The sequence below is a fragment of the Massilia atriviolacea genome, assembly GCF_003953935.1.
In the GTDB taxonomy this organism is placed as follows: Bacteria; Pseudomonadota; Gammaproteobacteria; order Burkholderiales; family Burkholderiaceae_D; genus Telluria_A; species Telluria_A atriviolacea.
Genome location: NZ_RXLQ01000023.1, coordinates 49,391 through 61,649 on the forward strand (window position 1 = coordinate 49,391; position 12,259 = coordinate 61,649).

Here is a 12,259-nt window from a genome sequence, read left to right on the forward strand (position 1 = left end):
AGGGCACTGAACCTGCATTAATAGCGTTCCGGTCTCATCCACTTCGGGAGCTGTCCATGCACGAGTTTGCCCTGCGGGCCTTGCAGCCCGCGTCGCCGCCACTGCCACGTTTCAGGGCCGCGCTGGCCGGCGCCGTCCTGCTTGGCGTGACCCTGGCACTGTGCGCGATGGTGCTGGGGTGGGTGCTCGAACCGCTGTTGCGGGGGCGCAGCGTGAAGCTGGCCGGCGATGCGGTGTTCCGCTCGCGCGACTGGTTTCACATTCTCTTTGTTGCCTTGTTGTGGTCGCCCGTGTTCGACACCCTGGTCGCGCAATGGCTGTCGATTTCGTTCGTGCGTCGGTTCTCGCGGTCGATGGCCGCAGCGGTGATTGCCGGGGCTGCCGTGTTCAGCCTTTGGCACATGCACAGCGGCGGCGGGTGGGAGCAAGGTATCATGACCGCCATCTCGGGCGCGGTGTTCAGCTGGCGCTATGTGCACGGGCTCGACTACGGCATGCCGGGCGCAATTGCATTGACTGCGGTGGTTCATGCAAGCAACAATGCCCTGTTATTGTGCGCGCTCGCGCTGCAGGGCTAGGCTGCCGGCCTGGTATCGGCCTGATATCAGCCTGGTATCGGCCTCGTTTTTAAGGAAAGAATGTCATGTCGTATCCGTATCTAAGTGATGTCATCAAGGACTTGACCGGCCTCGAGCTGCCGTTGCCGATCGCCACCTTCGGCCTGCTCGTCGCCATGGCGATCCTGGCCGGCGCCGCCTGTCTCAAGCGCGAACTGGCGCGGCTGCATGCCGAGGGGCGGGTCGGGCCGGCGTACAAGCGCGTCAAGGGCGACGATGGGGTGGTGGGCGAGGTGGCGCTGCCGCCGCAGGACATCGTCAGCGACCTGGCGTTCATCGTGGTGCTGGTCGGGATTGTCGGGGCGCGCCTGTTCCATATCCTGGAGCACACGGACCAGTTTCTTCTCGATCCGTGGAGCATGATTTTCAGCCGCTCGGGCCTCAGCGTGTTCGGCGGGCTGATCCTCGGTACGGTGGCCGGCGTGCTGTGCCTGCGCCGTTGGAAGCTGCCGATCCGCCCGCTGCTCGACGCGGTGGCGCCGGCCATGATGCTCGGCTATGCGCTCGGCCGGGTCGGCTGCCAGGTGTCGGGCGATGGCGACTGGGGGACGGCCGCCAACATGGCGCTGAAACCCGAGTGGCTGCCGACCTGGTTCTGGGCGCAGACCTACGACAACAATATTTACGGTGAAGTGATCGCGGCGCCGGGCGTGTATCCGACCTCGGTGTACGAGACGGCGATGGCGCTGGCGTGTTTCGCGCTGCTGTGGGCGCTGCGCAAGCACCGTTTCCAGAGCGGCTGGCTGTTTTCGGTGTACCTGGTCCTGGCCGGTATCGAGCGCTTCCTGATCGAGCAAATCCGGGTCAATCCCCTCATCGACCTCGGCGGCGTGCAGGCGAGCCAGGCGGAGATCATCGCCGTGGTGCTCACGCTGGCCGGCCTGATCGGGATGGCGCTGCTGAGCCGCCGCGCGGCGCCGGCGCTGTCGGCGACGTGACGGCTTCCGGTGTTGCCTGATCGGTCGAGCGCAGACGTCAACGGGGCTTGGAGCGGGCTCTTCTTGATACACTGGACGGGGCGCCGGCCGTAGCGAACGAAGGGGCATGCGCCGTGCGCGTCGGGCCGCACAAGCCGCCCCGCAACTGACATCGATCTCCAAAGGAACTAGCACCATGGCCAAGTATCTGATCTCCTTTCCCAGCGCTGCGATGGTCGTGCCCGACGGCGAGTGGGACGCGGTGGTGCGCGACTCGCACGCCGTGATCGACGAAGCGAAAGTTGCCGGCGTGTACGTCTTCGGCGGCGGCATCGACGAAGGCGTGCCGCCCGTTCTGGTCGCCGCCGACGGCGCGCTCGCCGAGGGCGGCTACCCGTGGGCGCCGCCGCTCGATGGCGGCTTCACCGTGCTGGAATTACCCTCGCGCGAGGAAGCTGTCGCGTGGGCCGCGCGCATTGCGAAGGCTTGTCGTTGCGACCAGGAGCTACGCGTCTTCGGCTTCGACCCGCAGTCCTGAGGGCGCTGGGGCTCAAACCGGGCTCAAACCGGGTCAGAGCTTTAACTTGAAACATTTCACATTAAAGCTCTGACCCCGGTTGTAGGCGCAATCAGGCGTGAATCGGATTAATCGCAGCTTGCGAAGCGGAACTGGGCCGCCGACACCCTGTAAGAGCACCGGGGCCAGACCTCCGATTCGAAACGTTTCGAATCAGAGGTCTGACCCCGGTGGTAGGCGCAATGGCGCGTTTGTCGGATTAATCGGCAAACTTGCAGATAAAAGCTCTGACCCCGGTGTGCGGGTCAGTGCAGGCCGAGCAGGGCGAGGACGCGTTCGCGGCTGATGCCGACCAGCGCCGAGGTGATCGCCAGCAGCGATTCATAGTTCGGCGTGCTGGCGGTGTCGGCAAAATCCTGCGCCATCACTTCGATGTCGGCCGCCGGCGGCTGGTTGGCCGAGGCGCGGCTGGCCGCGGCACTGAGCGCCTGGCTGGCCGCATCCTGCGAACGCTGCACTTGCGAGAGCGCTTGCACCACTTCATGCAAACTCTGGCGCAGGGCGTCGGTGTCGTCGGCGCGCCATTGCTGCGGCGTGATGACTTCGGTGTCGGCTTCCACCGCCACCCGTCCCACTCCCTGGATCGAGAGCGAGTCGCGCACCATCGGCCAGGCATTTTCCGGCGTGCTGAAGACCAGCGCGCCGCTGCCGTCGGCGCTCACGCGCATGTTGGCCGGCGCCAGCGCGCGGTCGAAACGGACCACGATTTCGTCGCGCGTCAGGGTCGGGTCGACCGCCACCGTCAGCGGCTGGGTGTTGCCGCCCACCGAAAACGACAGGGTCTGGCTGGACCCGGCGGTGAGCATGTCGAGGTTCAGTCCCTTGACGCGGAAGCGCTGGCTGGCCGGCTGCGGGCTGCTGAAGTTCAGGCGCGCGTCGACGCTGCCGCCGCTGGCCTGTCGCCGTTTGTCCATGGTCGCGCCGAGCTGGCTCAGGTGCGCTTCGATGGCGCCGTTGTCGCCGCGCCGCGAGGTGAGCTTGGCGCTGATTTCGCTTTTCAGCGCCTGCAGCTGGCCGGCCACCTGTTCCAGGAAGTCGAGCGCCTGCTGGGCGCTGGCGACGTCGCCCTGGAGCTGGTGGTCGACCCGCGCCAGGCCGCGCCGCAAGGGCGGGGCCGCGCCCGGTACCGGCTGGGCCGGCGACAGTTGCGGCGGACGCGTCTGCCCGGCGCCGGGGGCGGCTTCGCTGCGCACGCCGGCGCCGCTGGTCCCGGCCGGGCCGGTGGTGGCGCTGGTGGCGCCGGGGGTGGGGCGGATGGCTTCCATGACCTTAGAGCGCCGCAAACAGGGACAGGTTGCCGATCTTGGCGTAAGCCTTGTAGGTCGCTTCCAGCGCGCTGGTATAGCCGTTCAGCTCGGTCGCGGCGAGGCCGTAGTCGAGCTGGCCGATGTCGGTCAGCGCCATCTGGTTCGACAGGCTCACATTGGTGTGGTTTTCGTCGAGCGTGCCGATGATGTTCTGCGAGCCGCCCAGGACTGCGATCTTGCCGGAAATCAGGTCGAGCGCGGTGTCGAAGCCGTCCAGGTTGGCGGCCAGGATGGTGCGCACAGCCGGGTCGTTGGCCGACACGCCCGGGGCGGCCAGGGTGGTGATGGTCAGGTCGAGCTGGTTGAGCATGGTTTCGATGCCCTTCATGTTGCCGTTCGCGACCTGGGTGATGCCGTTGCCGACCACCACGGTCTGGTCGTTGGTATTGCCGGCGTAGCTGTAGCGCGAACCGGCCGGGGCCGCCGCGTTGTAGGCGATCGGGGCGGTGCCGGTCTGGGTCCCGGAAAACACGTAGCGCCCTTCCTGGTCGATCGAGTTGGCCGTGTACAGCAGGCTTTCGCGCAGGGCGGTCAGGGGCGAGACCATGGCGGCCAGGTCGGCCGGGGCGTTGCCGCCGTCCGAGGACCAGACCAGCAGGTCGCGGCCCTGCATCATGTCGTTCACCATGCTGCCGAGGTAGGCTTCGTTCTTGGTCAGGCGGATCTTCAGGGCGGCGATGTTGGCGCGGTACTGGGTCACGTCCGATTCTTCGCGGTGCAGGCGCGACATGCGCACCGTGTCGACCGGGTCGTCCGAGGGCAGCAGGATGCGGGTGCGGCTGGACATCTGCTGGTTGACGTAGCTGATGCGCTCCTGGTTCAGCTGGAGCGAGATGTTCATCGTCGATTGGTACTGGCTGGTGGCAATCCGCATACGTTTCTCCTTAACCCATCATGGCCAATGTCGCATCGAACAGCGAATTGGCAACTGACATCACTTTCATGTTCGCCTGGTACATATTCTGGTACTCGACCAGATTCACCGCTTCTTCATCCTTGTTCACGCCGCTGGTCGAGGTCCAGTCCGACATCGCATGGTTGCGCATGGTCTCGGCGGTGGCCAGGGCGACCCGGTTTTGCTGGCTGTCGACGGCGAGCTTGCCGACCAGCTGGGAATCGGCGTCGCTGATCAGCACTGCGCCGAGCCCGGTGAGGGTGACCGGCTGCTTCTTGATGCCGATCAGCTTTTGCAGGTTGCCGCTGTCGCCAGGGGTATTATCGCCCGAAAAGGCGAGGTCGGCGGTCTGGAAGCCGGCCGCGACCTGCAGCATATTGGACGGGCTGCCGGGGGTAAATACGAACAGCGGGCCGCCGGCCGCGCCGTTCATGGTGTAGCCGGCGGACAACTGGGTGTTGACCTTTTGCGCCAGCTGCTGGGCCAGGTCGGAGACGCGCTGCTGCATCGGCAGCAGGATGTCGCGTTCGTACAGGCCCAGGCCGCCGAGCTGGGCGCCCACGCCGGCCTTGTCGAGCTGGAACGAGGAGCCGGCGAAGTCGACCCGCAGGTTTTGCGTCGCGCCCGGTTCGGCCACCAGGGTCGCGGCGATGTCGCCGATCACCAGCGCCTGGCCGGTTTTCAGCGAAATGCTGCGGGTGCCGTCGGGCTGGTCGGTCACTTCCAGGCTGACCTGGGTCGAGAGGGCGTCGATGGCCAGGTCGCGCGCGTCGACCAGGGTCGAGGTGCTGCTGCCGGAGGCGCTGGCCAGGCTGATCTGGCGGTTCAGGTCGGCGATGGTCTGGATCGAGGCATTCGCCGAGGACACGATGGCGCTGCGCTGGTCGCGCAGCGATTGCAGCTGGCCGTTGTACAGATTGTTCATGCTGTTGAAGCGCTGCGCCATGGCGCCGGCGGCGGTCAGCACCTGCTGGCGCAGCGGGGTCGAGGTCGGATCGACGCCGGCCACCGCGTTCAGGGCCTGGAAGAATTTGTCGACGCCGTTGCTCAGGCTGGCGTCGTTGTCGCCCATCACCCGCTCGAGCTGGGTCAGGTAGGGCTGGGTCTGGGAATACTGGCCGACGCCGGAGGCGGCGCGCCACAGTTGCTGGTTCTTGTAGCCATCGGAAAAGCGCAGCAGCGAGTTGACCGCCACCCCGTTGCCGGCCGAGCGCGGACCGGACTGCGGACCGACGGCGGTCAGCAGGGCCGACTGGCGGGTATAACCCTTGGTTTGCAGGTTAGCAATGTTCTGGCTGGTGGCCTGCAGCGCGAGCTGGGAAGCAAGGGCGCCGCTCAAGGCGTTGTTCAGGATGCTCATGGCTTACTTCTTTCTCGATGGGCCGGCAAGATGGGTCGTCTTATCTGTAAGGCGACCGTTTTATTGCCGCCATTAAATTTTTTCTTGCGGAGTCTGGAGCGGGGCGGGTGCGGCGGAGGCGTGCGCCGCGCCCGGCGCGGCGGCCGGCAGCAGCTGGCGCAGGATGGCGTCGGCCACGCCGAAGGCGCGCTGCTGCGCCATCTGGCCGGCCATCATGTTGTCGGCCATGTCTTGCATGTCGCGGTTGACCGGGTCCTTGAAGACGCTGTCGTCGTCGGCCATGGCGCGCGTGCCGCTGCGCATTTGCTGCAGCATATTGCCGATAAAGAAACTTTCGAATTCGATGGCGGCCTTGGTGGCCTTGGCCACGAAGACCGGGTCGGCCGCCGGGGCGACGGCCGCTTCATGGCCGGCGGGCATGCCGGCGCGGTTGAGCTTGCTGGTAAGGTCGAGCGGATTCATGGCAACTCCGGAATTAAATGACGACCAGTTCGCCTTCGATGGCGCCGGCCTGGTCGAGCGCCTGCAGGATCGCCATGATGTCGTCGGGCGAGGCGCCCAGGCTGTTGACGATGTCGATGATGGTTTGCAGCTTGGCGCCGGCCGGCCATTTGAACATGGCGCCCGAACCCTGGTCGACCGACAGCTTCGATTGCGGGGTGACGGCGGTGCGGCCGTTGGAAAACGGGCCGGGCTGGCTCACGGCCGAGCTTTCGGCGATCACCACCTTGAGCGAGCCGTGGGTGACGGCGGCGGCCTTGACGCGCACGCCTTCGGCGATCACCACCGTGCCGGTGCGCGAATTGAAGACCACTTTCGGGGTGTCGGCGCCGACATCGACCGACAGCGCTTGCAGCTTGGCCATGAAGGCCACGCGCTCGGTCGGGTTGGCGGGGGCGATGACTTCGATGCTGGCGCCGTCGGCGGTGGTGGCCAGCGGGCCGAAGCGGCGGTTGATGGCGTCGACCACGTTGGTGGCGGTCTGGAAGTGCGGGTTTTTCAGGCGCAGCATGACCTCGGCGCGGGTGGAAAAGTCGCTGCCGATTTCGCGTTCGATGTTGGCGCCGTTGGGAATCCGGCCGCCGGTCGGGGTGTTTACGGTGACGCTGGAACCGCTGGCGCCGGTGGCGTTCAGGCCGCCGACCACCACATTGCCTTGCGCCAGGGCGTAGACTTCATTGTCGGCCGCGCGCAGCTGGGTGAGCAGCAGCACGCCGCCGCGCAGGCTCTTGGCGTCGCCGAGCGAGGAGACGGTGACGTCGATCGGCTGGCCGCGCCGGTAGCCGGGCGGAAACACCGCGCTGACCATGACCGCCGCCACGTTCTTGTTCTTCGCTTCGGCGCCGTCCGGCAGCTTGACGCCGAACTGCTTGAGCATGTTGACCACCGACTGGCTGGCGAACTTGACCTGGGTGCTGTCGCCGCTGCCGTTCAGGCCGACCACGAGGCCGTAGCCGACCAGCGGGTTCTCGCGCACACCTTCCACGCTGACCAGGTTGCGCAGGGTTTGCGCGGCCGAGGCGGTCGTCGGCAGGGCCAGGCAGGAGAGCAGGGCCAGCACGGAAAGGGGGAGGGTCAGAAAGCGTGATTGCATGGTGTTTCCTTAAAACGGCAAGGACGGCAAAAGCGGCAAGCGCGGAACGGCGTTCAGAACGGCATCCAGGGACCGAGGAAGAAGCGGGTCAGCCAGCCTGGCTGGTTGGCATTGGCGAGCGCGCCCTTGCCGGAATAACTGATCTGGGCGTTGGCCACGCGCAGCGAGGAGACCTGGTTGTCGGCGTCGATGTCGGCGGCGCGCAGGTAGCCCTTGAGGCGCACGAATTCTTCGCCCTGGTTCAGGGTCAGGCTTTTTTCGCCGGCCACGCGCAACAGGCCGTTGGGCAGCACTTCCTGCACGATCACGGTCAGCGCGCCCGACAGGGCGTTCTGCTGGGTGCTGGTGGCGTCGCCTTCGAAGCCGCGTTCGGCCGAGAGGTCGATCCCGGCTTTCGGGAACGTCTTGCCGAGCAGGATGGGCGGGGTCACGCCCACGCTCGACTCCTTGCTGATGCTGGTGCCGGCGCGCTTGCTGGCCTGGGTGGTCTCCTGCAGGATCACGGTGACCACGTCGCCGGTGCGGAAGGCGCGGCTGTCGGACGTCAAGGGCACGGCTTCGGCGTTGAACACGCCGCCCGACATGCCGCCGCGCACCGCCGCCCGCGGCAGCGGGGCGGTTTCCTCGGCCATCGCGCGCGGCGGCGGCTGGACGCTGCCGGCGCAGCCTCCCAGCACAGCCAGCGCCAACAAGGCGGCGGCTTTCATCAGCGCGCCGCCTGGGCCAGGTATTGCAGCATATTGTCGGCGGCCGAGAGCACCTTGGTGTTCATCTCGTAGGTGCGCTGGGCGGCGATCATGTCGACCATTTCTTCGACCACCTGGACGTTCGAGCCTTCCAGCGCGCCCTGCTTGAGCTTGCCGAAAGCGCCGTCGCCCGGACGCCCTTCGGCGGCGGCGCCGCTGGCCGGGGTTTCCGAGAACAGGTTTTCGCCGAGCGCCAGGAGGCCCGTCGGGTTGACGAAGTTCGACAGCGTCAGCTGGCCCAGTTCGGACGGCGTGGTGCTGCCGGCGATCGTGGCCGAGACCATGCCGTTTTCGCCGATGGTGATCGCGGTGGCGTTGTTCGGGACGGTAATCTGCGGCACCAGCGGCAAGCCCTGGGCGTTGACCAGGGTGCCGGTGGCGTCGACCTGCAGCTGGCCGGCGCGGGTGTAGGCCGGGTCGCCGTTCGGACGGCGCACCTGCAGGAAGCCGTTGCCGGAAATGGCCACGTCGAGCGGCTGGCTGGTGGTTTGCAGGCTGCCGTTGGTGAACACTTTCTGGGTGCCCAGCAGGTGGGTACCGTTACCGAGCTGCACGCCGGACGGCGAGAGGGTGTTGTCGGCGCGCTGGGCGCCCGGCTGCTGGTCGACCTGGTAGAACAGGTCTTCGAACACCACGCGGTCGCGCTTGAAGCCGACGGTGTTGACGTTGGCCAGGTTGTTGGCGATGGCCTGCAGTTTGGCGTCCTGGGCTTGCACCCCGGTCTTGCTGATCCACATTGCTGGATTCATGATCTTTTCCTTTCAGTGTACGGGGGCTTCAGCCGCCGAGCAGGCGGTTGCCGACTTCATTCATGTTGTCGCTGGCCTTGAGCAGCTTCATCTGCATCTCGAAGCTGCGGTTCAGGCTCATGGTGGCGACCATTTCTTCGACCGCCGACACATTGCTGCCTTCCAGGTGGCGGCCGCGCACGACCACGGTCTCGTCGGCGGCGAGCGGCTGGCCGCTGCGCGAGACGATCAGGCCGCCTTCGTTCTTGGTCACTTCGCCGGCTTCGGCCTTGACCAGGCGCAGCTTGTCGATCACCTGCATGTCGGGCGCGCCCGGCGCCAGCACCGAAATCGAGCCGTCCGAGCCGATCGTGACCGCGTTATGCGGCGGCAGCACCACCGGCCCGCCTTCGCCCATCAGCGGATGGCCGTTGATGGAGAGCGCGCCGTCGGCGTCGATATTGATGGCGCCGGCGCGGGTGTAGGCTTCGCCGCCCTGCCACTGCACGGTCAGGTAACCGTCGCCGGTCACCGCCACATCGAGGTCGCGCCCGGTTTCCTTGACCGGACCGGAGCGCGCCGACACCGCATCGGACTGCATCCGCACATAGTGGCGGTCGTCGAAACCGGAACCGCCCAGCGCTTGCGTGGCCGACATTTCCAGGTTGGCGCGAAAGCCCGTCGTTTCCATGTTCGCCAGATTGTTGGCGTGGACCTGCTGGGCCTTCAGCGCGCGCTCGGCGCCGCTCAGTGCTGTAAAGATCAATTTATCCATGTTGCTCCCTCGAAGAATTCAGTATTTCCGTGCAGCTACTTATAGTGCCTGCATTAAGGACTGAATCATCTGATTTTCTGTTGAAATCACCTTGGAATTGGCCTGATAGTTGCGCTGTGACGTCATCAGGCCCACAAGTTCTGACGTAATGTCAACATTCGAGCGTTCCAGCGCGCCGGTATTGAGCTTGCCGGCCAGGCCGCTGCCCGGGTTGCCGTACAGGGCCGAACCGGACGAGGCGTTGGCGGTCCAGCTGGTGTCGCTGACCGCGGTCAGGGAACCTTCGTCGGCGAAGGTGGCCAGCGCCACCGTGGCGACCACCTGCCGCTGCTCGTTGCTGTACTTGGCCATGACCGAGCCGTCGGCCGCCATTTCGACGCCGATGAAGGTGCCCGAGGTGTAGCCGTCGGCGCTGTTGGTGGTGGTGATGGCTTCGCCGGCGTTGAGGGTGGTGCCGGCGTAGTTCAGGTCCAGCACGACCGGGGCCGAGCCGTTGGTGGTAGTGATGTTCAGGGTGGTGGCCGGCGGCACCGGCGGCAGCGCGCCCAGGTTGGAAAAGGCCAGGGTGGTGGTGGTGGCCAGCGGGGTGCCGCCGTCGACCGCGTAGTGCACCGTGACGTTGGTGCCAGTGCCTTTGACGAAATACTGCGACAGGGTGTGCTGGCTGCCCAGCGAATCGTAGAACACCGATTGCTTGGCCATATTGTAGCTGCCGGAGACGGCCGGATCGAAGGTGGTGACCGGCGGGACGGCCCAGTCGTTCGACAGGTTGCCGACGTAGTTGACCTTGGTGCTGGCGACGGCCGGGATCTGGCCGGTCGGCACGTTGATATTGCCCATCACGCCCAGCGCGGTGCTGCCCTTGACGGCGGCGTAGCCCTGCACGGCGCGGCCGTTGCTGTCGACCAGCAGGCCGTCCTTGTTGGCCGAGAAAATGCCGACCCGGCTGTAGTTCATCACGCCCTGGCTGTCGCGGCTGACGAAGAAGCCGCGGCCGTCGATGGCCGCGTCCAGGCCGCGCCCGGTGGTGGTCACGCCGCCATTCAGGCCGATGCTCTGGGTCATCGAACCGACTTCGACGCCGGTCGCCTGGGAGCCGGCGTACATGGCCGAAAAGTTGGCGCGGCTGCTCTTGAAGCCGTAGGTGCCGGCGTTGGCGATATTGTTACTGACCGCTTCCAGCTGGGTGTTGATCGACTGGATGCCCGACAATGCGATTTCGAAACTCATGATGGTCTGCCTTTAATTTGCGGTGGAGGAGTTGGCGGCCGCCAGCGATGCGCCGGACTTGCCGTTGAAGCCAGTGACGGACGACGGCGCAACATCGCCGATTCCTGCCACCTTGAGGATAACGCCGCCACCGGCCGACATGCGCACGCTGTCCAGGCGGCCGATGACGTCGATGGCGTCCTGCGCGCCGGCGCTCGTTTGTACCTTGATATCGTATTTGCCCGGCGCCAGACCGAGCGCGACCGGATCGATGGAAAACGTCTGCGGACCCGAACCGCGCGAACCGAGCTGCACGTCGTGCTTGACCCCGTCCGCGCCGGTCAGGGTCACGGTATTGGTGGCGCTGGCCGCGCCCAGGGTGATGCTGGCCTTGAGCGGCGTGCCGTCCAGGCGCACGCTGCTGGTGGCGACCGTGATGTCGGAGCCGACCTGGGCGCCCAGGGCCAGGGTCTGGATGCTTTCCAGCACACTGGCGCTGGTGCTGTTGAGCTTGGCGAGGCTTTGCATCGCTTCGGTCTGGCTCAGCTGCGAGAGCTGGTTGACGAATTGCGCCGGGTCGCTCGGCTCCAGCGGATCCTGGTTGCGGATCTGCGCCACCAGCAATTTGGTGAACATGTCCTGGGTTTCGCTGGCCGGGGCCTGGCCGATGACGGTGCTGGCGTTGGCGGCCGTCTGGTTGCTGGCGCCGTTGAGGTTATTGGTAAGCATCGGATCAGCCTTCGCCGAGTCGCAGGAGACCGGCTTGCATCGATTTGATGCGTCCCAGCACTTCCACATTGGTTTCAAAAGCACGCGAGGCCGACATCATGTCGGTCATCTCGGCCACCTGGTTGACGTTCGGGTAAAACACCATGCCGTCGGCATTGGCCACCGGATTGCCCGGTTCGTAGGCCTTGCGCAGCGGTTCGGCCGATTCGACCACGTCCAGCACCTGCACCCGGCTGCCGGCGTGCAGCTTGCCGGAGCCGCCGTCGAGCATGGCGGCGAACACCGGCTTGCGGGCGCGGTAGGTTTCGCCTTCCGAGCCGGACACCGAATCGGCGTTGGCCAGGTTGCTGGCGATGGTATTGAGGCGCACCGACTGCGCCGCCATGGCCGACCCTGCAATTTGGGAAATGTCTTTAAAGCTCATGATTATTGTCCTGCGATGGCTTTGGCCAGGCCCTTGAGCCGCATGTTCACGAACGTCAGGCTGGTCTGGAAATCGGATGCGTTCTGCGAGAACGCGGCTTGTTCGACGCCGATTTCGACTGTATTGCCGTCGGCGCTGGGGTGGTAGGGGACCCGGTACAGGGCGGCCTGGTCGTCGGCGCCGAGGCCCGGCATGTCGGCCTCGCTCTCGATTCGCTGCTGCAGCATGGCGCCGAAGTCGACGTCGCGCGCCGTGAATCCCGGCGTGTTTTCGTTGGCAATGTTGGCTGCCAGGACGCGGGTGCGGTCGGCGCGCAAGTGCAGCGCGTCGGCGTGCACGCCAAGTGCCTTTTGGAAATCAATCGACATGAAGCTTCCTCCG

Annotated in this window: 15 protein-coding genes; 3 read left to right on the forward strand and 12 right to left on the reverse strand. The window is 66.0% G+C overall.

What is annotated here, in order from left to right:
* Window positions 1-56: 56 nt before the first annotated feature.
* From EJB06_RS28390 to EJB06_RS28400, 3 genes are all read left to right on the forward strand, one after another.
* Window positions 57-578: a CPBP family glutamic-type intramembrane protease gene (locus tag EJB06_RS28390; RefSeq protein WP_126077400.1), complete on the forward strand. Its 522-nt coding sequence runs from the start codon at window positions 57-59 to the stop codon at window positions 576-578.
* Between the two features lie 65 nt (window positions 579-643).
* Complete coding sequence (locus tag EJB06_RS28395) at window positions 644-1,555, forward strand: prolipoprotein diacylglyceryl transferase (RefSeq protein WP_126077401.1); 912 nt, start codon at window positions 644-646, stop codon at window positions 1,553-1,555.
* A gap of 175 nt (window positions 1,556-1,730) precedes the next feature.
* Window positions 1,731-2,072, forward strand: a complete 342-nt coding sequence (locus tag EJB06_RS28400) for a YciI family protein (protein ID WP_126077402.1) — start codon at window positions 1,731-1,733, stop codon at window positions 2,070-2,072.
* A 284-nt stretch (window positions 2,073-2,356) separates the two neighbouring features.
* Here the strand turns inward: EJB06_RS28400 and EJB06_RS28405 are convergent, their stop codons facing one another.
* The 12 genes from EJB06_RS28405 to flgB form a co-directional block, all read right to left on the reverse strand.
* Window positions 2,357-3,376: a hypothetical protein gene (locus tag EJB06_RS28405; RefSeq protein ID WP_126077403.1), complete on the reverse strand. Its 1,020-nt coding sequence runs from the start codon at window positions 3,374-3,376 to the stop codon at window positions 2,357-2,359.
* A 4-nt stretch (window positions 3,377-3,380) separates the two neighbouring features.
* On the reverse strand, window positions 3,381-4,292 hold the full coding sequence (flgL, locus tag EJB06_RS28410; protein ID WP_126077404.1) for a flagellar hook-associated protein FlgL: 912 nt from the start codon (window positions 4,290-4,292) through the stop codon (window positions 3,381-3,383).
* Window positions 4,293-4,302: 10 nt separating this feature from the next.
* Window positions 4,303-5,673, reverse strand: coding sequence for a flagellar hook-associated protein FlgK (flgK, locus tag EJB06_RS28415; RefSeq protein WP_126077405.1), 1,371 nt, complete (start codon window positions 5,671-5,673; stop codon window positions 4,303-4,305).
* Window positions 5,674-5,745: 72 nt separating this feature from the next.
* Window positions 5,746-6,135, reverse strand: a complete 390-nt coding sequence (locus EJB06_RS28420; protein ID WP_126077406.1) for a rod-binding protein — start codon at window positions 6,133-6,135, stop codon at window positions 5,746-5,748.
* Window positions 6,136-6,148: 13 nt separating this feature from the next.
* Window positions 6,149-7,267, reverse strand: coding sequence for a flagellar basal body P-ring protein FlgI (locus EJB06_RS28425; protein WP_126077407.1), 1,119 nt, complete (start codon window positions 7,265-7,267; stop codon window positions 6,149-6,151).
* A 53-nt stretch (window positions 7,268-7,320) separates the two neighbouring features.
* Window positions 7,321-7,974, reverse strand: a complete 654-nt coding sequence (flgH, locus tag EJB06_RS28430; RefSeq protein ID WP_198420941.1) for a flagellar basal body L-ring protein FlgH — start codon at window positions 7,972-7,974, stop codon at window positions 7,321-7,323.
* Window positions 7,974-8,762 carry a flagellar basal-body rod protein FlgG gene (gene flgG / locus EJB06_RS28435; protein ID WP_167399876.1) on the reverse strand — a complete coding sequence of 263 codons (789 nt, stop codon included), beginning with the start codon at window positions 8,760-8,762 and terminating at the stop codon, window positions 7,974-7,976. Before flgG ends, flgH begins: the two co-directional genes overlap by 1 nt.
* A 28-nt stretch (window positions 8,763-8,790) precedes the next feature.
* Window positions 8,791-9,516 carry a flagellar basal body rod protein FlgF gene (locus tag EJB06_RS28440; RefSeq protein WP_126077409.1) on the reverse strand — a complete coding sequence of 242 codons (726 nt, stop codon included), beginning with the start codon at window positions 9,514-9,516 and terminating at the stop codon, window positions 8,791-8,793.
* A gap of 39 nt (window positions 9,517-9,555) precedes the next feature.
* Window positions 9,556-10,746, reverse strand: a complete 1,191-nt coding sequence (locus EJB06_RS28445) for a flagellar hook protein FlgE (protein WP_126077410.1) — start codon at window positions 10,744-10,746, stop codon at window positions 9,556-9,558.
* A 12-nt stretch (window positions 10,747-10,758) separates the two neighbouring features.
* Window positions 10,759-11,454 (reverse strand): flagellar hook capping FlgD N-terminal domain-containing protein, encoded by a 696-nt coding sequence (locus tag EJB06_RS28450; RefSeq protein WP_126077411.1) that lies wholly within the window; start codon window positions 11,452-11,454, stop codon window positions 10,759-10,761.
* A gap of 4 nt (window positions 11,455-11,458) precedes the next feature.
* Window positions 11,459-11,878 (reverse strand): flagellar basal body rod protein FlgC, encoded by a 420-nt coding sequence (gene flgC / locus EJB06_RS28455; RefSeq protein ID WP_126077412.1) that lies wholly within the window; start codon window positions 11,876-11,878, stop codon window positions 11,459-11,461.
* Between the two features lie 2 nt (window positions 11,879-11,880).
* Window positions 11,881-12,246, reverse strand: coding sequence for a flagellar basal body rod protein FlgB (flgB, locus tag EJB06_RS28460; RefSeq protein WP_126077413.1), 366 nt, complete (start codon window positions 12,244-12,246; stop codon window positions 11,881-11,883).
* Window positions 12,247-12,259 lie beyond the last annotated feature (13 nt).

Coding starts and splice junctions, on each gene's coding strand:
- EJB06_RS28390 (WP_126077400.1), top strand. CDS start 57: ATGCACGAGTTTGCCCTGCGGGCCTTGCAGCCCGCGTCGCCGCCACTG.
- EJB06_RS28395 (WP_126077401.1), top strand. CDS start 644: ATGTCGTATCCGTATCTAAGTGATGTCATCAAGGACTTGACCGGCCTC.
- EJB06_RS28400 (WP_126077402.1), top strand. CDS start 1,731: ATGGCCAAGTATCTGATCTCCTTTCCCAGCGCTGCGATGGTCGTGCCC.
- EJB06_RS28405 (WP_126077403.1), bottom strand. CDS start 3,376: ATGGAAGCCATCCGCCCCACCCCCGGCGCCACCAGCGCCACCACCGGC.
- flgL (WP_126077404.1), bottom strand. CDS start 4,292: ATGCGGATTGCCACCAGCCAGTACCAATCGACGATGAACATCTCGCTC.
- flgK (WP_126077405.1), bottom strand. CDS start 5,673: ATGAGCATCCTGAACAACGCCTTGAGCGGCGCCCTTGCTTCCCAGCTC.
- EJB06_RS28420 (WP_126077406.1), bottom strand. CDS start 6,135: ATGAATCCGCTCGACCTTACCAGCAAGCTCAACCGCGCCGGCATGCCC.
- EJB06_RS28425 (WP_126077407.1), bottom strand. CDS start 7,267: ATGCAATCACGCTTTCTGACCCTCCCCCTTTCCGTGCTGGCCCTGCTC.
- flgH (WP_198420941.1), bottom strand. CDS start 7,974: ATGAAAGCCGCCGCCTTGTTGGCGCTGGCTGTGCTGGGAGGCTGCGCC.
- flgG (WP_167399876.1), bottom strand. CDS start 8,762: ATGAATCCAGCAATGTGGATCAGCAAGACCGGGGTGCAAGCCCAGGAC.
- EJB06_RS28440 (WP_126077409.1), bottom strand. CDS start 9,516: ATGGATAAATTGATCTTTACAGCACTGAGCGGCGCCGAGCGCGCGCTG.
- EJB06_RS28445 (WP_126077410.1), bottom strand. CDS start 10,746: ATGAGTTTCGAAATCGCATTGTCGGGCATCCAGTCGATCAACACCCAG.
- EJB06_RS28450 (WP_126077411.1), bottom strand. CDS start 11,454: ATGCTTACCAATAACCTCAACGGCGCCAGCAACCAGACGGCCGCCAAC.
- flgC (WP_126077412.1), bottom strand. CDS start 11,878: ATGAGCTTTAAAGACATTTCCCAAATTGCAGGGTCGGCCATGGCGGCG.
- flgB (WP_126077413.1), bottom strand. CDS start 12,246: ATGTCGATTGATTTCCAAAAGGCACTTGGCGTGCACGCCGACGCGCTG.